General features: G+C 43.6%; 26 protein-coding genes. 6 read left to right on the top strand and 20 right to left on the bottom strand.

The window, feature by feature from the left end; translation table 11 throughout:
- Nucleotides 1-187 precede the first annotated feature (187 nt).
- The gene (locus LX99_RS12115) at nt 188-964 is read left to right on the top strand and encodes a hypothetical protein (RefSeq protein WP_146203112.1); all 777 of its coding nucleotides are present in this window, start codon (nt 188-190) and stop codon (nt 962-964) included.
- A 19-nt stretch (nt 965-983) separates the two neighbouring features.
- Here LX99_RS12115 and LX99_RS12110 read toward each other — a convergent pair whose 3' ends face one another.
- The 5 genes from LX99_RS12110 to LX99_RS12090 all read right to left on the bottom strand — a co-directional run bounded on the left by LX99_RS12110 (nt 984) and on the right by LX99_RS12090 (nt 4,526).
- Nucleotides 984-1,175, bottom strand: a complete 192-nt coding sequence (locus tag LX99_RS12110) for a DUF2683 family protein (protein ID WP_146203111.1) — start codon at nt 1,173-1,175, stop codon at nt 984-986.
- 28 nt (nt 1,176-1,203) lie between these two features.
- Complete coding sequence (locus LX99_RS12105; protein WP_109608130.1) at nt 1,204-1,815, bottom strand: RDD family protein; 612 nt, start codon at nt 1,813-1,815, stop codon at nt 1,204-1,206.
- A 90-nt stretch (nt 1,816-1,905) separates the two neighbouring features.
- Nucleotides 1,906-2,910 (bottom strand): MBL fold metallo-hydrolase, encoded by a 1,005-nt coding sequence (locus tag LX99_RS12100; protein WP_109608129.1) that lies wholly within the window; start codon nt 2,908-2,910, stop codon nt 1,906-1,908.
- A 78-nt stretch (nt 2,911-2,988) separates the two neighbouring features.
- Nucleotides 2,989-3,819, bottom strand: coding sequence for an alpha/beta hydrolase family protein (locus tag LX99_RS12095; RefSeq protein WP_109608128.1), 831 nt, complete (start codon nt 3,817-3,819; stop codon nt 2,989-2,991).
- 419 nt (nt 3,820-4,238) lie between these two features.
- The gene (locus LX99_RS12090) at nt 4,239-4,526 is read right to left on the bottom strand and encodes a hypothetical protein (RefSeq protein ID WP_109608127.1); all 288 of its coding nucleotides are present in this window, start codon (nt 4,524-4,526) and stop codon (nt 4,239-4,241) included.
- Nucleotides 4,527-4,843: 317 nt separating this feature from the next.
- Here LX99_RS12090 and LX99_RS12085 point away from each other — a divergent pair, with 317 nt between their 5' ends.
- Entirely contained in the window at nt 4,844-5,344 is a 501-nt protein-coding gene (locus LX99_RS12085; RefSeq protein ID WP_170122688.1) for a transposase, read from the top strand.
- Between the two features lie 216 nt (nt 5,345-5,560).
- Here LX99_RS12085 and LX99_RS12080 read toward each other — a convergent pair whose 3' ends face one another.
- Nucleotides 5,561-7,087: a carbon-nitrogen hydrolase family protein gene (locus LX99_RS12080; RefSeq protein ID WP_109608125.1), complete on the bottom strand. Its 1,527-nt coding sequence runs from the start codon at nt 7,085-7,087 to the stop codon at nt 5,561-5,563.
- A 189-nt stretch (nt 7,088-7,276) separates the two neighbouring features.
- The gene (locus tag LX99_RS12075; RefSeq protein ID WP_109608124.1) at nt 7,277-7,666 is read right to left on the bottom strand and encodes a DoxX family protein; all 390 of its coding nucleotides are present in this window, start codon (nt 7,664-7,666) and stop codon (nt 7,277-7,279) included.
- Nucleotides 7,667-7,833: 167 nt separating this feature from the next.
- Between LX99_RS12075 and hemA the strand changes: the two genes are divergently transcribed.
- Entirely contained in the window at nt 7,834-9,060 is a 1,227-nt protein-coding gene (gene hemA, locus LX99_RS12070) for a glutamyl-tRNA reductase (protein ID WP_022833388.1), read from the top strand.
- A gap of 96 nt (nt 9,061-9,156) precedes the next feature.
- Here the strand turns inward: hemA and LX99_RS12065 are convergent, their stop codons facing one another.
- Both LX99_RS12065 and LX99_RS12060 read right to left on the bottom strand, forming a co-directional pair.
- A complete protein-coding gene (locus LX99_RS12065; RefSeq protein ID WP_109608123.1) occupies nt 9,157-9,888 on the bottom strand; it encodes a LytR/AlgR family response regulator transcription factor in 732 nt (243 codons plus the stop codon).
- Nucleotides 9,885-11,012, bottom strand: coding sequence for a sensor histidine kinase (locus LX99_RS12060; protein ID WP_109608122.1), 1,128 nt, complete (start codon nt 11,010-11,012; stop codon nt 9,885-9,887). The genes LX99_RS12065 and LX99_RS12060 overlap by 4 nt, the downstream gene beginning before the upstream one ends.
- A gap of 235 nt (nt 11,013-11,247) precedes the next feature.
- Between LX99_RS12060 and LX99_RS12055 the strand changes: the two genes are divergently transcribed.
- Entirely contained in the window at nt 11,248-11,559 is a 312-nt protein-coding gene (locus LX99_RS12055) for a hypothetical protein (protein ID WP_109608121.1), read from the top strand.
- 65 nt (nt 11,560-11,624) lie between these two features.
- Here the strand turns inward: LX99_RS12055 and LX99_RS12050 are convergent, their stop codons facing one another.
- From LX99_RS12050 to LX99_RS12035, 4 genes are all read right to left on the bottom strand, one after another.
- Nucleotides 11,625-12,623 carry an ABC transporter ATP-binding protein gene (locus LX99_RS12050; protein WP_109608120.1) on the bottom strand — a complete coding sequence of 333 codons (999 nt, stop codon included), beginning with the start codon at nt 12,621-12,623 and terminating at the stop codon, nt 11,625-11,627.
- 250 nt (nt 12,624-12,873) lie between these two features.
- A complete protein-coding gene (locus tag LX99_RS12045; RefSeq protein ID WP_109608119.1) occupies nt 12,874-13,695 on the bottom strand; it encodes an outer membrane beta-barrel protein in 822 nt (273 codons plus the stop codon).
- Between the two features lie 31 nt (nt 13,696-13,726).
- Nucleotides 13,727-14,533 (bottom strand): hypothetical protein, encoded by an 807-nt coding sequence (locus tag LX99_RS12040; RefSeq protein ID WP_109608118.1) that lies wholly within the window; start codon nt 14,531-14,533, stop codon nt 13,727-13,729.
- A complete protein-coding gene (locus LX99_RS12035) occupies nt 14,517-15,089 on the bottom strand; it encodes an RNA polymerase sigma factor (RefSeq protein ID WP_109608450.1) in 573 nt (190 codons plus the stop codon). Before LX99_RS12035 ends, LX99_RS12040 begins: the two co-directional genes overlap by 17 nt.
- A 117-nt stretch (nt 15,090-15,206) precedes the next feature.
- On the opposite strand from LX99_RS12035, the gene LX99_RS12030 reads away from it, so the two are divergent.
- Both LX99_RS12030 and vapC read left to right on the top strand, forming a co-directional pair.
- Complete coding sequence (locus LX99_RS12030) at nt 15,207-15,386, top strand: type II toxin-antitoxin system VapB family antitoxin (RefSeq protein WP_042727419.1); 180 nt, start codon at nt 15,207-15,209, stop codon at nt 15,384-15,386.
- Complete coding sequence (vapC, locus tag LX99_RS12025) at nt 15,386-15,790, top strand: type II toxin-antitoxin system VapC family toxin (protein ID WP_211319013.1); 405 nt, start codon at nt 15,386-15,388, stop codon at nt 15,788-15,790. Before LX99_RS12030 ends, vapC begins: the two co-directional genes overlap by 1 nt.
- Nucleotides 15,791-15,795: 5 nt before the next feature.
- On the opposite strand, the gene LX99_RS12020 is transcribed toward vapC, so the two are convergent.
- The 7 genes from LX99_RS12020 to hemB all read right to left on the bottom strand — a co-directional run bounded on the left by LX99_RS12020 (nt 15,796) and on the right by hemB (nt 22,577).
- Nucleotides 15,796-16,329, bottom strand: coding sequence for a CopD family protein (locus tag LX99_RS12020; RefSeq protein WP_109608116.1), 534 nt, complete (start codon nt 16,327-16,329; stop codon nt 15,796-15,798).
- A 314-nt stretch (nt 16,330-16,643) separates the two neighbouring features.
- Nucleotides 16,644-17,669: a uroporphyrinogen decarboxylase gene (gene hemE, locus LX99_RS12015; RefSeq protein WP_109608115.1), complete on the bottom strand. Its 1,026-nt coding sequence runs from the start codon at nt 17,667-17,669 to the stop codon at nt 16,644-16,646.
- A 218-nt stretch (nt 17,670-17,887) separates the two neighbouring features.
- Nucleotides 17,888-18,409 (bottom strand): tetratricopeptide repeat protein, encoded by a 522-nt coding sequence (locus LX99_RS12010; RefSeq protein WP_109608114.1) that lies wholly within the window; start codon nt 18,407-18,409, stop codon nt 17,888-17,890.
- Nucleotides 18,409-19,125: a response regulator transcription factor gene (locus LX99_RS12005; protein WP_022833401.1), complete on the bottom strand. Its 717-nt coding sequence runs from the start codon at nt 19,123-19,125 to the stop codon at nt 18,409-18,411. The genes LX99_RS12010 and LX99_RS12005 overlap by 1 nt, the downstream gene beginning before the upstream one ends.
- Nucleotides 19,126-19,133: 8 nt before the next feature.
- Nucleotides 19,134-20,009, bottom strand: a complete 876-nt coding sequence (locus LX99_RS12000; RefSeq protein WP_109608113.1) for a sensor histidine kinase — start codon at nt 20,007-20,009, stop codon at nt 19,134-19,136.
- Nucleotides 20,010-20,058: 49 nt separating this feature from the next.
- Nucleotides 20,059-21,450, bottom strand: coding sequence for a glutamate-1-semialdehyde 2,1-aminomutase (gene hemL, locus LX99_RS11995; RefSeq protein ID WP_109608112.1), 1,392 nt, complete (start codon nt 21,448-21,450; stop codon nt 20,059-20,061).
- 155 nt (nt 21,451-21,605) lie between these two features.
- On the bottom strand, nt 21,606-22,577 hold the full coding sequence (gene hemB, locus LX99_RS11990; RefSeq protein ID WP_109608111.1) for a porphobilinogen synthase: 972 nt from the start codon (nt 22,575-22,577) through the stop codon (nt 21,606-21,608).
- Nucleotides 22,578-22,666 lie beyond the last annotated feature (89 nt).

Below are 22,666 nucleotides of genomic sequence, written 5' to 3'. Positions count from 1 at the left end.
GATTAGCTTGAGCGTAGATAAATGATAATTATTATCAAAGTAATTCTCAATTTGCCGGAAATATCTAATTTAGCTCCATCGTTAACCTTATCAGCAACAAATGAAATATAGATGGCTTCTTGTCGTGATTGCAACAGCTTTTATATCCTGTAAAAGCAAAACTAAGGCACCCGTTTCTGATACTGTTTTGCGCGTCAAAAACACAAATACTATCTCCGGGCTGGTACAGCAATTCAAACCATTTATTCAAGGTATTTGGGTTACCAGCGATTATATTACCGATCTCAGCCGTACCAAATCTCCATATATATCGTCAAAAAAATTAGCCGGAGCTGCGGCACTTGAAATCAATTTAGATTCCGCAGAAAAAGACAGTACGGTAGTTGGTGTAAGTTTGAATAACCATGAAGGCGCAAGCTTCACGCTATTTTTTAAACCGGGACATCAACCAAATTCACTAAAAACCAATTGGCCCGACTATGAGGTAAATAGTAATTTTTATGAACTTGGATATCAGATAGCAGGCGGCGACACTACCCTGCTGCTTTATCACTACAACAAAAACAACCAGGTTATTGACAGCGTAAAATACATCAGGGTTTTAGCCAAACAGAAAGATAACGATTTGGGATATGGTATAACCTATATTACCAACAAGCTGCTCATTAGTGGAAATTATGAATTGACCGACACTAACGGGACAACATCCAACATCTCCTTTAATAACGAAGGTAAGGTAAGCGGCTTTACTGGTTATGAAACCTATTATGTTAACACCGATTTTGAGGCGGGCCCGCAAAATGATCTCGACCAGTTTAGCTTTAATATTTATACAAAACAACAAAAGGATTATCTTTTTAAGATAAAAGGTGACACTTTAAACATTTACAATATTGATTTCAGTGCAGATTCGGTTCATTTGAAATGGGGAGAGTTGAAATACAAATTGGTGAGGCGGAAATGACATCTAAACCGGTTTTCGATTACAGATCGTCTATATCTATAATCCGTGTTTCACCCTTTTCTATCTGTTTTTTGCTCTCTTGTATCTTTACTACAAATTCTGGATCATAACTCTCATTATTTTTAAATAGCAGAAGCTTCTCTATCAGCTTTTCCGTGTCAACTTCGTCACCGAAAGATTTAAGTATTTCAAGTACAGTTGCCTTTTTCATATCAACAAGCATAAACTAATATACAAAATCACACCAACCTATCCTTAATCACCAACGTACCAGCAATCATATCATGCAAACACTGCTGCTGCTTATTAAAAAAGGCTATCAGGTACCCAACAAAAAATGTAAGTACCGAAAACGTCTTGGCAAGGTTACGCCCAATTGCCTTCCCAACAGAAATCCTGTTGCCATCCATATCCACCACCTTTATTTTGAGCACCTGCTTACCGATGGTTGCCTGTTTATCCGAACTTTCCATCACAACTTGATAAATAAATTTGCCGACAGGCGTAAACCCAACGATAGCTAACGAAGTAAAAATCCGCGCCTGCTTGTCGGTTATAAATACAAAAACCACCAATGCCGCCAATAATACAAACGCCCCAAAAACAATAAACCAATCTAAGGCTGAGGCCAGCCAGCGCTGATCAAAACTGCCATAATACTGCATAAGCAGCTTAGGCTTTGCAAAACCAAACAGTTCGCGCAGTTCCGGAACTTCATGCGCCTCTTTGTAATCAACCATATCATCGGTTTTCACAAAATCGCCGGGTTTAATACCACGGCTTTTTAGCTCGGGTATGGTAAACGGCCCTTCGGGTTTACCGTTTACGACTAAGATATAAGGTTGGGACATCGAGGCAACTTTTGTTTTAAGGTTGGAATGTTGTAAAGTTACAAAGCTTATCCCATCACGACAAAAAGTCTCCTCCCTTTAGGGGGAGATTTAGAGGGGGCTCAAATATTCCTTCCACCAATCAGAATTATATGCGCCTTTTACTTCCGTCGGCTCGCCGGGTTTGGGTACAAATAAATCAATATGTTTTTGCACAGCCAACGGTACCAGCCATTCAACAGGTTCGTACCAGGCGTGGGGGGCAAGGTTAAAGGTGCCGTAGTGGATAGGCATCATGAGCTCGCCTTTCAAATCGCGATGAGCGTTGGAGGCATGATCAGGCCCCATGTGGATATCGGGCCAGTATTTACCGTAAGCGCCAATTTCCAGCATGGTTAAATCAAACGGACCAAATGTATCTCCTATCTCCTTAAACTGGGGCGAATAACCCGAATCAGCCCCGAAATAAATATTATGCTCCGGCCCTTTAATTACAAACGAAGCCCAGAGTGTTTCATTACGGCAAACAATACCCCGGCCCGAAAAATGGCGCGATGGTGTTGAGGTTAACACAATTTCGTTGCTGATCAGCGCGCTGTCACCCCAGTCCATTTCCGTTATAAGATGAGGTGCTATACCCCATTTTTTAAGATATTGCCCCACCCCCACCGAACAAAAGAAAGGGATATTTTTACCTGCAAAAAAATGAATAGTGGCTTTATCCAGGTGGTCATAATGATCGTGCGATTGGATCACGGCATCCAGCGGCGGCAAATCTGCCAAAGCTATCGGCGGCTGAAAAAAACGCTTAGGGCCGAATGACTGCGAAAACGATGCCCTATCGCTCCAAACCGGGTCGGTTAAAATGCGCTTACCATCAATTTCAATTAAAATACTTGAATGTCCTATCCAGGTAATGCGTAAACCGGACGGCGGCGGGGTATGGTAAACCGATGGGTCTGTTTTAAAAGGCCCCAGGGTTTTCTTTGGCGTATTCTCGGCTTTGTTGTTCATGTACTCCCTCAAAATCGGGACCATTTTGCCAAAGCCGGCTTCATCTGTGGGTATCGTATTTTGGTATTTTCGTCCTTTTTTGCGCGATGCAGGTAAGCTCATAACAACAATTATAGCACTTATATAGGCTATGATGTAACTAACGCAAAAAAGTTACGATTGATTGAAAGATACTCAATTTTATTTACTTAAAAATGATATCGCGGTATCGGCAAATTCCTTCAGTTGGGCAGGCAAGGTATCTCCAGCAAACGGGTGCGAGCCGCCAAAAGTGTGATCGGCTCCTTTTTGTACCACGTAAACGGCCAGCGGGTTGGCCTCATGCAACAGTAATGACCGTTCTACCGGTACGGTTGGGTCGGCATCGCCATGAACAATAAGCCATGGCCGCGTTATTTTTGCCGCCTGCCTGGCAATATCTAATCTAAGCGGGTTCGCGTCCAGATCGTCCAGCAAGGTTGATTTGATAGGCATTTGCTGACCGGTACGTTTATTTTCAAAATAAAACACACCCTGTAAACGCCATTGCTGCTCAATCTGCTGCGGCCAAAGGCTGCTAAAGCCGGATATAGATGCCATGGTGACCAACTTTTTTATGCGCGGGTCTTCGGCTGTTTTGATGATACTTACACCACCACCCATGCTGTGGCCTATGAGGTAGATCCCATCAGCAACGGGCATACTTGCACCGCTGCAGGCAAAATCGATAATAGTATCGAGGTCTTCCAGTTCGATGCTGATGGTATTATCGGCAAAGGCGGTCAGATCGGCAAAATCCTGCGGGTGAGCCGGGGTAGTGCCGTTATGCGAAAAATTAAATTTGAGAAAGCGAAACCCGTTTTCAACAAAATAACGGGCCAGCAGATCATGCGTTCCCCAGTCTTTAAACCCCTTAAAACCATGCGCAAAAATTACCAGCGGCGCGTTTTTAAAAGTGTCATCGTAAGTAACGTCAATAAGCATAGGGCGGCCCTTAGCGCCGGGAAGGGTAAAGTTTTCTTGCCTGATCATGGCGGCTAATTTAGTGTTATTGGGGGAGAAGATAAGCTCAAAAAAGTAATGGCATAGTAATTAATATTGGTCGATGATATTCTGTAGAATACATATGCAGGAGGCTTCTTTGCGCTTCGGCCTGACACCATACCTTCGCTTGCCTTTGCCCTGCAAACCGGGCAGAACCACGGGCTGCTAAATTTTGCCCTACTTCGTTCGCTCATTGCCCCGGCCTTCTGCAAAAAGCAGCTATGCCTCCATCAGGGTCCTCTGCGAGAGACCCTGATGGGACGAATTGTCATAAGCTTGCTTGCGAACCAGCGTCTCCCCTGGCATCATGCGCAGCGGGTGCCTGGTGTCCCTCCTATTAGATTTATTGCAAAATAATCCTAAGCACATTAAATGTAACGGGGCGGGGCAATATATTTTTTACCTTGCTAAAGAGGTATCCGAAATAGTTTCGCAATTAGAACAACAATTAGTGCAACAAATAATGCAACAATGAGAAAACCTACAGCCTTGTATCTTTGAACAGGGCTTAAATATATATAAGAGGCAATTAATATTAAGAAGCAAACAGATAATACTATTATATCAACATAATTAACTTTTTTAATCTTAATTAATACATAAATCTTTCCAATTAGGTAGATTGGCCCTAAAAATGATACTAAAGCTGTAACGTATTCTAATTCCTTTTTATATTGTCCGAATATGGTCTTCATCGTTTCTGTTTATCTTTACTATCATCACTTGTTATGGCATTAACAACTTTGGATACAGCGTTAAAACCTACAGCACTAGCAACTCCAGCCTTTCTGTCCCCTCAGGGTCTCTCGCAGAGGCCCCTGAGGATGTCGGTTATTGCTCCAAGCACAAAACTTCACTATTACAACGTAATATTATCCAAAATCGATAACTATATCTACTTTTAAATATGGCGACCCGAACTTTACACGATAACTCAGGCGAAACATGGTTTATTACTTTTACCTGTTATGCCTAGATTCCATTATTTGAGATCACAAATTCCTATGATTTATTGTATAACTGGCTCCAGTTTATAGCCAATCGATATCAAGTACAAACCCACGCATTTGTATTTATGCCCAATCACGTTCATATAATTATTAAACTATATGAAAATGAGAACGGACTCAATAAAATTATAAGTAATGGTAAAAGATTCCTTGCTTATGAGCTTACTAAAAGATTAAAAGCATCATGTAAAACAGATCTGTTAGAGCGACTTTCGGCCGCATGCACGGAAAAAGAAAAAGCAAAAGGACAAAAACATAAGGTTTTCGAACTATCATTTGATGCCAAGCCTATATTTTCCACAGCATTTCTTCATCAAAAAATAGATTACATACATCATAACCCTGTAATGGGTAAATGGTCATTATGTAGCGATTTTACTATTTACCCGCATAGCAGCGCGGCTTTCTATCATTTATCTAAGCCTCATGAGTATGTTGCCATTGCAGATTATCGCGATTTTTGGACGGACATTAATCAGATAAAACCAGTGAGTTTATTCTAATATGGGCTTCAGAGCTTATCGCAGTATGAATATCGCAAATATCAGCGTCCTTTGGGAGAGACCCAGATGGGACGGTAAGTTTATTCTATATGCGCTGCAAAATTTATCACGATATACGCATCGCAAAACCATCAGGGTCCTCTGCGAGAGACCCTGATGGTACAGTAACTATAAACAAACATTCTGCTACAGAACAACGGGGGTAATCAATCCTGCTTACACCCTCTTCCCGTTAAAAGTAACATTATACAGATCAGTCCTTCTATCCTTAATATTCTGCACACTACCGTACTCATGCAACTCATCTAACAAGGACAGATCAACATCCGCGATAACGATCATCTCGGTATTAGGTGTAGCCTCAGATTGAATACCATTAGTAGGAAACCCAAAATCAGAAGGCGTAAACACGGCCGACTGCGCGTAGCTCACCCCCATATTATTAACATTGGGCAGGTTACCTACACAGCCTGCAATGGCCACATAACATTCGTTTTCCACGGCGCGGGCCTGGGCGCAAAATTTAACCCGGTTGTAGCCGTTTTGCGTATCGGTAAGGAAAGGTACAAACAGGATCTGCATATCCTGCCCTGCCAATATGCGTGAAAGTTCCGGAAATTCCACATCATAACAGATCAGGATCCCGATTTTACCCGCATCTGTTTCAAAAACCTTTACCTCGTCGCCGCCACGGATCCCCCATGAGCTGATCTCGGCCGGCGTGGGATGGATTTTAAAAACCTCTTCCATGCTGCCATTACGGCGAAGCAGGTAGGATACATTGTATAACGATTCCTCCTCAATTTTGGGCATGCTGCCTGCTATGATGTTCACGTTATAGGATACCGACAGTTTGCCAAACTCTTCTACAATCTGATCTGTATATTTCGCCAGTTCGCGCATGGCCTTGGCCGTATCCATGTGGTTATAATCGGCCATCAACGGCGTATTGAATAACTCGGGAAACAGGATAAAATCGGCCTGGTAATCGCTCACCGCATCAATAAAGTACTCCGCGTGTTTAAGCAGCTCGCTGATGTTATTGTATGATCGCATCTGCCACTGCACCAACCCTATGCGCACCACCGTTTTGTGATTAATGGCATTGCTTACCTCTTCATAATACACATTGTTCCATTCAATCAGTGTTGCAAACCCTTTTGAGCGGCTGTCTTCCGGCAAATAGTTTTTCAGCACTTTTCGTACGTGAAAATCATTGGAGAGCTGAAACGACAAGGTAGGATCATAAATCTCCTTATATTTCACCTTATCAATGTATTGACGGGGAGTCAGTTCATTCTGATATTTTTGATAGTTGGGGATGCGCCCCCCGGCAATGATGCTTTTCAGGTTCAGCTTTTCGCAGAGGGCCTTACGGGCCTCATATAATCTGCGGGCCAGGCGCAATCCCCGGTAATTGGGGTGCACAAAAATATCGATGCCATATAATACGTCACCTTTATCGTTATGGGTTTTAAAGGTACTGTCGCCGGTTATTTGTTTATAGGTATGGTTATCACCAAATTTCTGATAATCAACAATGATGGATAAAGCGCACCCTACTACCACATCGTTAACCGTAACACAGATCTGCCCTTCGGGAAAAAGCTTAATGAGTTTTTTAATGGAGTTGGCATCCCAATAATCTTCGTCCATATCCATATAGGCCGATTTCATTGATTTTTTTAACTCCTGGTAATCCTGTACCTCCAGGTTGCGCAATTCAACACTTTGCAGATCCATATATTGTATTTAGATATCCGTTTTTGTTTACTCACCCCGACATCGCTGCGCTCGTCAGCCCTCTCTACGGCAAGCCGTAAAGAGAGGATTATTTGTTGTTCACCCCCTTTATCCGAGGATAGAGAAAGTGGCCCAGCAAAGTGTAGGCCGGGTGAGTCATTTCTTCCAACACCCAAAAGCTCAATTGGTTTAAACTAATTTCTGCTTGTCGTTGGTGTGCCGGTAAACCCAGGCTATCAGTAAAAACTGTGCCGCAAGCCTTAGCCAGGCAAACAAGGGCGTTACCGTTAAGCCCTCTACCTTAAACGGCGCTTTAAATATCATACCCACGTGCACCGTTAAAAAAGCAACCAGCATTAATATAATGCCCCAGGCGGCCCAATACCTTGTTTGGGTTGAAATAAGCAGTAAGCCGAGCGCTATTTCAACTATCCCGGCAACAATATTTACAGCCTCCGGATACAAAAGGTTATGGGGCATTACGGCATAATAAAAAGCCGGATTAAGAAAGTGATTGCCGCCTGCCAGTATGTAAAACGCGATGAGTATGATGAGGCTTATTTTTTTAAACGTATTCATAATTTAATTTACGAATATTTCGTTAAATAGTCTATAAAACAGTTTAAATACGGTAAAAGAAGCCATTTTCCTAATTTATAAACATTCCAAATAAGCCGTTCTGACAAAGTATTGACATTGAATGTGCTGAATAGTGATACTTTTGTTCGGTCAAATTTAAAACTGCTTTGAAGTATCTAAAGGTTATAGCTTTTACGCACAAACAGATTGAACTGAAGGAATTGGGTAGACTGGTGGTTTGTCAGGAAAATCTGTCGGAAAAACTGGCGCAGGTAAAAGCCCAATTTAACATTCCCGAGATCTTCTACCTGGCTACCTGCAACCGCGTTGAGTTTGTAATGACCACCCCTCAAACAGTTGATAAAGATTTTGCGAAAAAATTCATAGAAGCCTTTAATACAGAACTTTGCCACGATTCGCTGAGCACTTTTATGGATAGCGCGTCTATCTATGAAGACCAGGAAGCGATGGTACACCTGTTGCGTACATCATGCAGTTTGGAGAGTTTGGTAGTAGGCGAGAAAGAGATTCTGGCCCAGTTGCGCAAAGCTTATGAGCATTGTAAAGAAGCAGGCTTAACCGGCGATGCCATGCGCATGATCATGAATTGTGTGGTAAAAACGGCCAAGGAGGTTTATACCCATACCAATATTTCAAAAAATCCCATTTCGGTTGTATCACTGGCCTATCGTAAGCTTAAAGACCTCAATTTGTGTTCAAACGCCCGTGTATTGATTATCGGGGCAGGCGAAACCAACCGCAACCTTTCTAAATATCTTCAAAAGCATAAATTTTCAAACTTTACGGTATTTAACCGTACGGTAGCCAATGCCGAAATATTGGCTAAAGACCTTAACGGCGAAGCTTTTGGCCTGGAAGCGTTAAAAACCTATAATAAAGGTTTCGATGCCATTATCACCTGTACTTCGGCAGTTGAGCCTATCATCACACCCGAAATTTACAAATCGCTGCTAAACGGCGAAACCGGGCGCAAAACCATTGTGGATTTAGCCATTCCTAATGATACCGCTCCCGAGGTTTTGGAGCAATTCCCGGTTAACTTTATCGAGGTACATTCGTTAAACGAAGTTGCCAAAAAAAACCTGCAGGAACGCTATCATGAGCTGGTACATGCCGAAGCCATTATTGAGCAAAACATTGCCGAGTTTATTATGCAGCTTAAACAACGCCGCATAGAACTTGCTATGCGCCGGGTGCCCGAAAAGATCAAGGAGATCAGGAACACCGCCATCAACTCGGTATTTGCCGAAGAGGTGCAAGGTATGGACGAGCAATCGCGCGAGATCCTTGAAAAGGTGATCAATTACATGGAAAAAAAATATATCAGCGTACCCATGATTATGGCGAAGGATATATTGATCAATGAAAATTGAGAGCGGTTGTAGATTTCACAAACAACCTGTATAGCTTACCCGTATAAAATCCTCAAACTAATTATAAGGCACCGCAAAGCACTTCTTTTTTCTATCTCATATCTGCAAGCGTTCAGCCTTTAGTTTCTTCTGCACATCCTGCTTATAATTACGCCCTATAGGCAATTCATGCCCGCCAATATCAATACTGTAGGCATAAAAAGAATCGATTTTGTTCAGCGCTACTATAAACGACCGATGAATGCGCACAAACCTGTTTTCGGGCAGCATCTCTTCCAGTAAACTTATTTTTTGCCGGGTAATGTAAACATGGTTATTGAGGGCAACCACTTTGATATAATCGCGCAGGCTTTCTATCCATAAAATATCATTGATATTCACCTTAACCGTTTTGCGGTCAACTTTCAGGTAAATGAAGGTATGGACATCGCCAACGGGCTCTTCATGGCTTATCAGCGGCTTGCCTTTTGGTTCGTTCAACTGGTAGATCTTATCAACAGCTCTCAAAAAGCGTTCGAACGAGATCGGTTTCAGCAGGTAATCAACCGCGTTCAGTTCAAAACCATCTAAGGCGTATTCGCTGTAGGCTGTGGTGAAAATTACTTTTGGTGGGTTTTTAAGGCTTTTAAGCAGATCGGTACCTTTGATACCGGGCATTTGGATATCGAGGAACATCAAATCAACAGGCTTTTGCTGTAGCAGGCGGAAGGCCTGGATGCCATCGGTACAGGTAGCGGTGATTTCCATTTCGCTAAAGCGCGAAAGGTAGTTCTTCAGCACCTCAATGGCGTGCGGCTCATCATCAACTATCAGCGTGCGGATTTTCATGCCAATGCCGGTTGTGGGGTTAAAGCAGGTTTAGGCTGCCTGTTTATCTTCAGGTCGAGATCGAGCACTACAAAAAAAGTATCTTCTTCGTCGATGATCTTAAGTCGTGAGGTATTAGGGTAGAGCAAATTTAAACGGGTGCTTACATTTTTCAGGCCGATATGCCCCGGAGCGTCATTGCCCGTATCAACAGGTCGCTCTGGTTTGCTGTTGGCTACCTTTAGTTTAAAATGGTTGAGGGTAACGCTAACATCGATATTGATCCAGGTATCGCCAACCTTTTCGCTGGCGCCATGTTTAAAAGCGTTTTCAATAAAGGGAAGAATAAGCAGCGGCGCTATGGTTTTATCTTTCAGATCGCCGGTGATGGTGAAATTAATATCAATACGGTCTTCATAGCGCAGCTTTTCCAGCTTTACATATTGCTGCATCATAAAGATCTCTTTCTCTAACAGCACTTCATGATCCGAACATTCATAAAGCATATACCTTAAAATATCCGACAGGCCCATGATGGCCTGCGGCGATTTAGACGAATTATTAAGGCTGAGCGAGTAAAGGTTGTTTAAAGTATTGAACAAAAAATGCGGGTGAACCTGCGCTTTCAGGGCGTTCAGTTCGGCCTCCAAAGCGGCCTGTTTGCGCTCGTACCACATCTTAAACAGCTTAATAGCCAATACAAACCCGGTAAACAGGTTATTGCCTTTAAATGAATTGACTAGGCTTTGCCCATCAAACAATTGCTCCAAAAACGGGCGACTGGTTGATTCGAGGTAACCTGCATCGGTAACATGCATCACCCTGATGAGGTAAGGAGCCACAAACAGGATCCCTATAGTGCGGCTGATAAACATTACCGCAAAAACAAGCGGTATTAGCATCAGCATAAACATTAGATAGCGTTTTTGAAAAACATATTTGGGTATAAGCCAATAGGCAATGGCATAGTAGTAGGCTATCTGGATAGGCATGTAAAGCAAATTATTGCGGAGCGACACCCAGAAGTTGGTTTGCAGTGAATACAGGCCGGTAATAAACAAGGAAACAATGATCCAGAATACGAGATGCTGCAAAAAGCGAGGCAGCCTGATATTACCCAACGGGAAACCGGAACCATGATTCATATCACTAATTTACGCTAAAGCGATGATATAGTGCTTCTACAACCAATCAATTGCGACAAAATACCTTGGTTTAACGACGAACAACATGAAAAGCCGGGTTTCCTGTAATGTTTATACGATAAACGTACCTAAAAGTAACACATCCACAGTTCATCTACAGATAGCGGCGGTATGGCTGCAATGTTTTATTGATAGTTGAAGTAAGCCTAAATTGGTTTCATCATAAAATAAAACCATGAGAAAAATTATCACAACCATCGCCATTATTGCCGCCCTGATTACCGGTAGCCGGGCACAAGATAAAATAACTGCCAACCAGGGTTTCTGGGTTATTGAAAACAACATCAACCTGCCTAAGGTACAAACGGTAAAGTTTTACGATGCCCGTAACAGGCTGATGTACGAGGAAACCGTTTACACCAAACTCAACATCAAAAAGAAAAAAATATTGGTAGCGTTAAACCAGATCCTGGATAAACTGAATGAACGCACCGCTTACATTGAAAGCCGAAACCTGGTAACACTTAGCCTTAACCTGAAACATTAAGACCTTTTTTTAATATACGTTTAAGGACCGGTTGTCGGCGCGAGGTACGGCAGCGGTCCAAAATTTTAATACTCCAGCCATTTATCCACCCGCACAGCCACCTGCTCCCCTTCTGTATGCATGCCGGGTTCTTCGCTCAAAACCCGCATTTCGGTTTCACCTTGCCGCAATATTAATTCCTCATAAAAACCTTTAAACAGCACCTGTTTTACCACCCAGTTTTTTGCAGGGGCGATGAGTTTTATTTTCACATGCTCCGGGTAAATAACCACATACTGTGCCCCGGTATTGATGCCCGAAAAATGGGCTTCGGCAGCATTGAAGATATTGCAGTTGGTTAAAAGCTTAGCTGTATAAAGGTTTTGCGGATGCTTATACATCGTCTTGGGGTTGCCGGTTTCAACTATCTCGCCCTTATTTAAAACGATGAGTTCGTCGGCCATCGAAAGCACCTCAGCCGGATCGTGCGATACCATGATCACCGTTATGCCGGTTTCCTTCACTATCTGCCTGATGTCATGCTGCAAACCCTCCCTGAATGAGGTATCTACCTGGTTAAAGGGTTCATCCAGAAATAAAACTGCGGGCTGAGTAACAATGGCCCTGGCTATGGCCACACGTTGTTTTTCGCCGCCACTTAAATCGGCCACGCGTTTATCGGCCATGGTAAACATGTTAAGCTGCCGTAGTACACGCTCGGTTTTTTCCTGTTTGGCTTTCAGATCGGTAGCCGGGAGCATGGCTGCTATATTATCCCATACTTTGGCAAAAAGGTTCAGATCATCAGTATGCTGGGTTACCATTTTCATGGCATCATGACCGGGAATCAGTTTTTCTTCCGGTCCCCAGATACGCTCACCTTTAAAGTAAACCTTACCCTCATCCGGCGAGAGCAATCCGTAGAGCAGCTTTAGTAAAGTACTTTTGCCGCTGCCGCTTTCGCCGATAATGGCCGTGATCTTCCCGGGAGCAATCGTTAAATCCGTTTTTTTTAAACCGGATTGCTGTTTACCGGGATATATTTTACTTACGGCAACCGCCTGGAAAAATGGTATATCTGACATCAGGGGTAAAGATACGCCGTTGATTTTATTTTGGGGATTACACCGATTATTTTAGTGATTACACCGATTTTTTGAGGATTGATTATTTGTGATTATTCCATTCTTCATGTGGTTATGTCCGCTGATTTGAATGGGGATTTTATCAATCATTAAAATATCCAGAATTGATTCTGTTCTTAAAAATCATCTTTCGGCCACCGGTAAGGTATCGGTGTAATCACTAAAATAATCGGTGTAATCCCACAAAAAATCAGAAACCGAATGTTAAACCAAACGAAAAGTTTCTCAAACCCTTTTGCGCCGGGCTATCCTCGAACATATCGTTGAAGTAGTATTTGGCATATAAGCCCATGATGCCGTAACCCATGCGCACAAATACACCTTTGCGCAATTTGGCAAAATGGTAGTCATCGTTAAATTTCTGCTTGCCGTTTTCCTCGCTGATCTGCTTTACACGGCCGTTTAACAATATTCCAATCTCCGGACCGGCAACCAACCTGAAGTAGTTACCCCTGTCATCCTCATGGCTGCGGTAGTAAAACGATAACGGGATGCGGAGGTAGCTTGACGAAAAACGGTTTTTGCTGAAATGGATGCTATCCTGCACGTAAGTAAGCACCGGCGCGTTGCGCTGTATGGTAATATCATTACGGATGCGGATATGCGTCCAGTCAAAACCGCCGGATACGTAGATCTTGAAGGCGCTGTTAAAGCGATAGCCAAATTGGAGCACGTCAAAACCAAAGTTGCTGGTTTTCCACTGGCGGTAGCTCAGGAATTTGTTGTTTTGCGACAGGGTGAAGCTTCCGTTATCAATCAGGGTGGCAAAACCAAGGTCGATCCTTGAAAAAGTAATGCCAAATGAAAAGCCCGGCGCTTTGTGGGCATGGTATGCCGTATCCGGATCATTCACGTTAACCTGCGCCACATCATCACCAAAGCCAAGTTTTACTTTAACGTGCTTCCTATGGGTAGTAGTGGTATCTATCTGAGTTGAATCGGGAGTGCTGGTTTGCGCGTAGGCAAAACCAGCGGCAAGGGATATTATGAGGGTAAAAAAGAGACGTTTCATATCTGTTGCAATATATCTTTTCTATTTAATCTTATTTATCTTTTTCTTTTTTCACTTTAATGAAGCCGAGGTTTACACCTGTAATGGTGGCATCGTCATCATCTGTGTTGGTAAACTCAATTACCTTGTCTTTCCGTTTATCCACGGCGGCTATCATCACATTAAACACATCGCCAATACTGCGGATGCGGTGATGTTTCTTTGCCGGTTTTGCATCTGTTGGAGCAGGCCGGGCAGGAACCTGCGCTATTAATGCCTGCTGCGATTTGTCATCATTAAGCACAGCTGGTTTGGGAGTGATAACATTAACCGATGTATCCGGTTTTGAAATGTTAACAACATCATGGTTTACAACAGGAGCTTGCGCAACAACAGGCTGATCTGCAAGGGCATCTACAGGAGGTTTGTTTTCGCTAACGGGCTGTTTTACAGGCTGGGCCAAATTGTTTTTTGTTTTAGGTTTATTTGTTTGCGCTAACGTATTAACAGGTGCTATAACCGGGTTAACTGTTGTTTTGTTTTGAATTGGTGTTGGAGGTGCCACGGCATCATTTTTAACAGCAGCTGGTTGCTTTACAGGTTTAGCTATTTTAACTATTTGGTTTGAATGTTGGGCATCAGCACTTTTAACCGGTTTTTTGGGGATAAACAGTATTCCGGCAGTAACCAGCAATATTACGCCTGCTGCCGCGCTAAGCAGGGGCAATAACATCGTTTTACGCCTGTGGGTATTTAATCCGGAGCTGATGCCTTGCCATACCTCGGCCGACGGTTGTATTTCCAGGTCATCGAGCTGTTGTTTAAACAGCCTGTCCAGTTCCTTATCCTGCATATCCATAACTTTTGCCCTCCATTTTAGCAATTTGTTCTTTCAGTATTGTGCGCGCCCTTGATAGCTGCGATTTGGAGGCACCCTCGGTAATGCCCACAATTTCGGCTATCTCTTTATGCGAATAACCTTCAAGCGCGTAAAGGTTAAATACGATGCGGTATCCCGGCGACAGTTGCTGGATCATGCCCATCAGCACTTTGGCATCCAGGTTGGCCGAGGCTATCGGGTTTACCGAAGGTTCGTTGCCCGCGGCCTCGTCCATATCAACAACCTGCATCATTTTATGATGTTTTCGGTAATACTCGATAGAACTATGAACCATAATGCGCCTAACCCAGCCCTCAAATGATCCGTCGCCCCGGTAATCCTGCAGTTTTTGAAAAACCCTGATAAAACCATTCTGCAGCATATCTTCGGCCTCCATGCGGTCGGTAGCGTAGCGCATGCATACCCCCAGCATTTTCCCGGCAAACTGTTTGTAAAGCAACTCCTGTGCTTTACGCTCGCCTGCCCGGCAGCGATCAATCAATTGGTGAATGGTATAGTTAGGTTCCAAAAACATCATTTATAGGTAAGATGGTGGGGAGATGTAAATGGTTGCATGGGGATTGAAATATTTTTGGTGAATAAATTTAGCAATGAATTTCTAAAATGTGTATATTTATTAAAATTTATGTGTATGAGAACGAATGTAGATTTAAACGACGAATTGATAGCAAAAGCTCAGGAATTGGGTAATATAAAAACCAAGAAGGCTGTTATTGAAGAGGCTTTGAAATTATATGTCACTATTGAAAATCAAAAAAAACTTGCAGAACTGTGGGGTAAAGTTCAACTTGATGATAAAGCTTTTGAATAGTGGATATTGTTTTAGTTGACACATCAGTCTGGATCAATTTTTTTAAGGGCATCGAAACACAAGCAAGTAAGTTTTTAAGGAGTAATCTTGCATATATTGTGGTGGCTACCTGCCCTATAATAATGCAGGAAATGTTGCAAGGCATCGCTTTAGATTCTGAAGTAAAGAAAATCAAATCTTATTTTGATAGCATGACCAAGTTGGCGGAAGACCCCTACGAAATGGCTATTGAAGCTGCCAATTTATATCAGAATTTACGAACAAAGGGGATAACAATTAGAAAGCCGAATGATTGCTTAATTGCGACATACGCAATTAAAAATAATGTTTTGCTTCTACATGATGATCAGGACTTTCAATTTATAATCCAAAACTCGGGGTTGAAGACTGTGAATTTTAATTAACAATCTTATTTCCTCTCCCTAAACCGCTTATAGATTTTCACCGCTATCATCAAGATCACAGCCAGCGAGACCAATCCCACAACGCCGAAAATCCAATTCAAAGCACTTTTAAGTACTACAAGGAAAACAATGGCGAAAAGAAAAATTGTGGCAACCTCATTCCATAAACGGAGTTGAATAGATGTCCATTTGAATACACCATTACGCATCTGTTTTATTTTATTTTGGCAGATAAAATGGTAAACTACCAACCCCAGTACAAAGGTTAGTTTAATATGCATCCAACCAAAATGCAACCAAATTGGTTTCAGGATAAGCATTGTTGCACCCGCCGCTATGGTGAGGTACATAGAGGGGATGGTTATGATATTCCATAACTTGCACTCGATGATCTCAAATTGTTTGGATAGTATAGTACGGTCAGGCTCGGGCTTATCCTGTGCCTCGGTATGATAAATAAACAAACGTACGCTATAAAATAAGCCCGCCATCCAGCAGACTACAAAAATGATGTGTATAGCTTTTACGTAATCGTACATATGTCCCCGCCCCTAAATGGGTGTATTTATTAGCGTTATTCAATGTCCGGCGGTTTACACCCCCACTTGAGAGGGGCGCGGTGGGAAAGAGCGTAAGCAGGGGTGTGTTTCATCCGCGTTCTTATCGCCTTGTTAACACACCCCTCCACCCCTCTCAAGAGGGGAATCGCGCTTCCCGGCCCTCGCCGGTTTATATTCTATAATTTATTTAAAGCCCCTTGTATCGTTGCACTTAGCGCCAATCCCCTCATGTTCTTAAAACTCCCCCTTTAGGGGGCCGGGGGGCTTTGCGCCTCAGTTCCCCCTTTATGGGGTTAGGGGGCATATTCTTTAATCACTTCCACCGCGTACTTCACATTATCAAATGGAATATCCGGCATAATGCCGTGGCCCAGGTTGAAAATAAAGCCGTTCTCTCCTTTCATCCTGTCGAACAAGCGGTAGATGCGTTCTTTAATTACTTTCTTATCAGCATACAAAATATGCGGGTCGAGGTTACCCTGTACTGCGATGCCTGCTGGTAAACGTTTTTTGATGTCTAAAAGATCAACATTCCAGTCGATAGATACCACATCCGGTTTGGCCTCCGCCATTAGTGGCGCGAAAACCGAGCTGCCTTTGCAGAAAGAAATCACCGGGATATCCTTACGGTTTAACTTGCTGATGATTTCGGCAATATAACGGTGGCTAAACTCTTTGTAATCATCCCAAGCCAAAGCCTGTGCCCAGCTATCAAAAATTTGCACGGCGTTTACACCTGCAGCTATCTGCATATTCAGGTAATCTGCCGTAACTCTGGCAATTTTTGCTAACAGCTGATGTGCCATTTCCGGCTCATTGTGCAGCATCAGCTTGGTGCGTTTAAAATCCTTTGATGATCCGCCCTCAACCAGGTAACTCATCACCGTAAACGGCGCACCGGCAAAACCGATTAAAGGGATGCGGCCAGCCAGGCGTTGCTGAATTACTTTAATGGCATCACCCACATATTGCAGTTTATCCAATACATCGGTTTGCAAAGCGTCGATATCGGCCTGTGTGCGCACCGGGTTCGCGAACAGCGGACCAACACCCGCGTTAAAACTCAAGTCGCCACCCATGGCTTCGCCGGTTACCAGGATATCCGAAAACAGGATCGCGCCGTCAATACCCAGCAGATCAACCGGCAGCATGGTAACATCGGCAGCAATCTCCGGTGTTTTGCACATTTCAAGGAAGGAGTATTTGTTTTTGATATCCCAATACTCTTTCATAAAGCGGCCTGCCTGCCTCATCATCCATACCGGCGGGCGTTCTGTAGCCTCTGAAAATGCCGCTTTTATTAATAACGAATCTCTCATAATTTGTGGTAGAAGCAAGAAATCAAGAATCAAGTGCCAAGAAGAAGAGAATCAGGAAGTAAGAAATCAAGATGCAAGAAAGAACTACTCTTCCTTACTCTTATTTTTTGCTTCCCTCGCTTTTTATCTTGTTTCCTGAATCTGTCCTCCCGTCTCTTTATCTTTTTTATTGTCTCTTGCTGTCTTGACTCTTACTTCTTGCTGTCTTGACTCTCTTTTTAGTGCTTTTTCAATTCCTGTTGAAGGCGGTTAATTACCTCCTTCATTTTTGCGGTTATCGTATCCCTGTGCTGCTCGGCCAGTTGCAGGTAGGCTTTGGCTTTTTCGTAGTTGCCGCGCCTTATGCTGATATTGGCCACGCTTACCAACGCGGCTACGTGATCATTTACAGAACGTAGAGGATATTGCGCCGCTATTTCATAATGCCTTTCTGCCCCTTCAAAATCCTGCTTTTGCAGGCATACACCGCCGTATATAAACTCATAATAACCGCGGCGCTTTTTGCTGAGCCATTCGGGTTTCATGATCTGGTTTAGCGAGGCTACCGTTTTATCATAATCCTTAACATGAAAATGTTTGGCTGCTACCACCAACGTACCTTGCCTGAAATAATCCCAGATTAGCAAAATGATCATCATGGCAGCTACAGCGGCCAGCTCATAAATGCGGAAATACAATAACACCCCCAACGATAGCAGGAATACAAAAGCAATGAATATGCGTACCCTGTTGCTGAACATTAATGCTGGTTATCGGTAAATTTATAGCCTACACCGCGGATAGAGTGAAAATAAACCGGGTTTTTAGGATCCGGTTCAAAATACTTACGGAAGGTTAGGATAAAGTTATCGATAGTACGGGTTGACGGGTAAACGTCATAGTTCCAAACAGTTTCCAGGATTTGCTCGCGCGATACAGCGTCGTTACGGCGCTCAATCAGCAGTTTCAGCAGCATGGTTTCTTTTTTGGTAAGCGCGGTGATCGAACCATCTTCATTAACCAGTTCAAACGAGTTGAAGTGGATGGTTTTATCGCCTATTTTATAGCTGTTAAACTCTTTCAGGTCTTCGCCTTTCAGGCTGCGTTTCACCAGGTTGTTCACCCTTAAAATCAACTCTTCCAGGTTAAACGGCTTGGTCAGGTAATCATCAGCTCCTTTTTTCAGGCCCGAAATCTTGTCCTCGTTGGTGTTTTTAGCCGTCAAAAACATGATAGGCACCTCGGTATTTTCAAGCCTGATGGTTTCGGCTACCACAAAGCCGTCAATCTCGGGCATCATCACGTCTAATATCACCAGGTTAAAACGTTCTTCTTTAAAAAGTTGCAAGGCTTTTTTGCCGTTTTTAGCCGGCGAAACCTTGTAGCCCTCAAGCTCAAGGTTAAGCTTAATAGCCTCTAACAAATGCTCTTCGTCTTCGGCCAGTAAAATTCTTTTTTTGTTGGGCGTATTGTTCATCTTGTAATTTAGGTTAATCCAAATGTAACTTCAAAAATGCTGCCAACCGGGCGGTTATCTTTCACCCTGATGCTGGCCTGGTGTTTATCCAACACCTCCTTAACGATGTAAAGGCCCAGTCCGGTGCCTTTGGTGTTACGGGTATCTTCACTGCCTACGCGGTAAAACCGATCGAAGATGCGTGTTTTTTCTGAATCGGCAATACCGATGCCGTGATCTGATACCTGCAAATAAACCTTATCATCTTTCGAGAAAAGTTTTACACCTACCGACGAACACGGACTTGAATATTTTACGGCGTTCTCAATCAAATTAGTCACTACCGAGGTAAGCGCGAACTTATCGCCGATAATTTCCACCTTAGGCTCAATCTCTGCTTCGATGATCTGCTGGTTACAATCGCATTTGGATATTTGCAAACGGTTAACAATGCTGTCAACCAAAACCGAAAGGTTAAAGCTGGCCTTAGGAAAGCTGTACGATTGGTTTTCGAGCTTGGATGCCAGCAGCATGTTCTCCACCATATCATCCAAACGCTCCACATCGTTTAATGATTTATCAATAAAATCGAGAATCTGCTCCCTGGTAAGCTGGCGCTTCTGGATGGTTTGCAAAAGGATCTTGATGGAAGCCAATGGCGATTTCAACTCATGCGTAACCGACATCAGGAAATTCTTTTTCTGCTCCTGTAACCGGCGCTCTTTGTTAAACGAACGGTGCAGGTTAATAGCGCCTATTAAAAACACGGCAATAAACATGGCGCCTTCGCCCATGATCATGCCGGTACGGCGCGGCTGCAGCGTAACCAGCATATAGCCCCACCAAACCAACTCCGCAACAGCGTAGGTAATGAGCGCATAGAAAATTACGAATGTCTTTTTCATTGTACCTCCTCTAAATCTCCTCCAAAGGAGGAGACTTCAAGATTTTATTTTAGCCCTCCCTTCCTGGGAGGGTTGGGTGGGGTTTAAAAACTAAATCCAAACTATCAAATATAGCACGTTTTGTTTTCTCCAGGTCTGTTTTGGTATGGGCTGATGATATAAAGCCAACCTCATAACCCGACGGACCTAAATAAATGCCCCTGTTCAGCAACTCGCGGTGAAGCTTTTTGAATTTCTCCATTCCAGATGCATCTATATCTTCTGCCTTACGAATATACTCTTTATCTGTAAATGCGAACCAAAATATGGAGCCGATGCCAAATACCTTAAATTTATAATTGCGGGCAGTAGCAAACCGCTGAATTGCTTCTACAAACTCTTCTGTTTTATTGTTCAGGTCGCGGTAAAAGCCTGCGCGTAAAAGCTCGCTGAGTTGAGCAATGCCAGCCCCCATGGCAACCGGGTTACCTGATAAAGTACCGGCCTGGTAAACAGACCCTTCCGGCGAAATATTACTCATTATAGCCGCCGATGAACCATAAGCGCCCACGGGCATCCCGCCACCGATAATTTTACCGTAAGTAATGATATCCGGTTTGATCTGGTAGTAACCGGCAGCGCCCTCAAAGCCCACACGGAAGCCCGAAATCACCTCATCAAATATCAACAGGGTACCGTTTTGGGTACAGATGTCGCGCAGGTATTGCAGGTATTCTTTTTCCTGCAGCAATAAACCGTTGTTGGCCGGTACCGGCTCAATAATTACTGCCGCTATCTGGTTTTTAAACTCCTCAAATGCCTTAATTAAAGCTTCCTTATCATTCAAAGCTACCACAATGGTTTCATCAGCTACTGATTTTGGCACACCTGCCGATGAGGTTTCGCCGAAAGTAACCAAACCCGAACCCGCTTTTACCAGCAGGGCATCGGCATGTCCGTGGTAGCAGCCTTCAAACTTCAGGATCTTATCGCGTTTGGTGTAGCCCCTGGCCAACCTGATAGCCGACATTACGGCCTCGGTGCCTGAGCTTACAAAACGGATTTTTTCGATAAACTTGTTGTTTTTGAGGATCAGCTCGGCAAGCTCGTTTTCTAAAGCTGTTGGCGCGCCGAAACTCATGCCGTTTTGCATTACCTCGGTTACTTTTTCGCGTACTTTGGCGTTGTTATGGCCCAGGATGAGCGGCCCCCATGAGCAGCAATAATCTATAAACTCGTTGCCATCGGCATCCCAGATATGCGCACCATCCCCTTTTTGAATAAACAACGGCGTACCGTAAACCGATTTAAAAGCCCTCACCGGCGAGTTAACCCCACCCGGAAAATAAGTTTGCGCCCTGGCATACAACTCTGCCGATTTTTCGCGACTAATATCCGGCTTACCCGTTGTATTTACCGGTTCATCCTCTGCTGAAAACATCTTTTTTATTGAATCAAACATATTTATTTAAGCTTAAAGCTTTTTTTGAGCGTAAAGCAGAAAGCCAAAGGCTTAAAGCTGTTTTTATTAGCTAAAAGCAAAAAGCTCAAGGCTTAAAGCTTTTATTATTGTTGTTTATTGAGCTCTGGGCCTTTAGCCTTCCGCTTTTAGCTCCCCTACAACCACTTATTCTCCAAAACCTCCTTGGCGTGGTAAGTTAAAATGGCGGTTGCACCTGCACGGCGGATGCTGGTGAGCACCTCGGTAATGGCGCGCTGCTCATTAAGCCAGCCGCGTTGTACCGCTGCCTTGATCATGGCATATTCGCCGCTTACGTTGTAGGCAGCTACCGGTAGCTCGGTGTTATCTTTGATCAGCTTGATCACATCCAGGTATGATAATGCCGGTTTTACCATCAGGAAGTCCGCGCCTTCCACCTCATCCAACTCGGCCTCAATCAGGGCCTCGCGTTGGTTTGCAGGGTTCATCTGGTAGGTTTTTTTATCGCCGAATTTAGGCGCCGAGTTCAAGGCATCCCTGAACGGCCCATAAAACGCACTGGCATACTTGGCCGAGTACGACATGATAGATACATTGGTAAAGCCATTATCATCCAGCACATTGCGAATGTAACCCACACGGCCGTCCATCATATCTGATGGGGCGATGATATCCGCGCCCGATTGTGCATGTGCCAAAGCCATTTTACCCAAAACATCTAAAGTTTCATCATTCAGGATCACACCATTCTCTACAATGCCGTCGTGGCCATCGCTGCTGTAAGGATCCATAGCAACATCGGTAATTACGCAGGCTTCCGGAAAGTTTTTCTTTACCTCGCGGATAGCGCGCAGGTATAAACTTTCGTCGCGGTAGCTTTCGGTAGCGAATTTATCTTTCAGTTCCTCGGCAATATTCGGGAACAGATCGAACGAGTTCAAGCCCAACTTCATGCAGCTTTCAATCTCGCGCAGCAAATTATCAATAGAATAACGGAAGATGCCCGGCATTGATGCCACTTCACTTTTCTGGTTTACGCCATCAATAATAAACAGCGGAAAAATCAGGTTAGCCGCGCTAACATGCGTTTCCTGCACCATCTGGCGGATCACTTCACTCTTGCGGTTCCTTCTTGGTCGTTGTAACATAAGCCCCCCAAACCCCCTAAAGGGGGAGTTTTAAAATCAAGTTATTAATTATACACTATATCATTCACCCAACTAATTGTTCCCCCTTT

Origin of the sequence: Mucilaginibacter oryzae (genome assembly GCF_003148845.1) — a bacterium.
Lineage (GTDB): Bacteria > Bacteroidota > Bacteroidia > Sphingobacteriales > Sphingobacteriaceae > Mucilaginibacter > Mucilaginibacter oryzae.
Note: the sequence above shows the minus strand (reverse complement) of the source record. Positions and strands in the feature narration are given on the sequence as shown.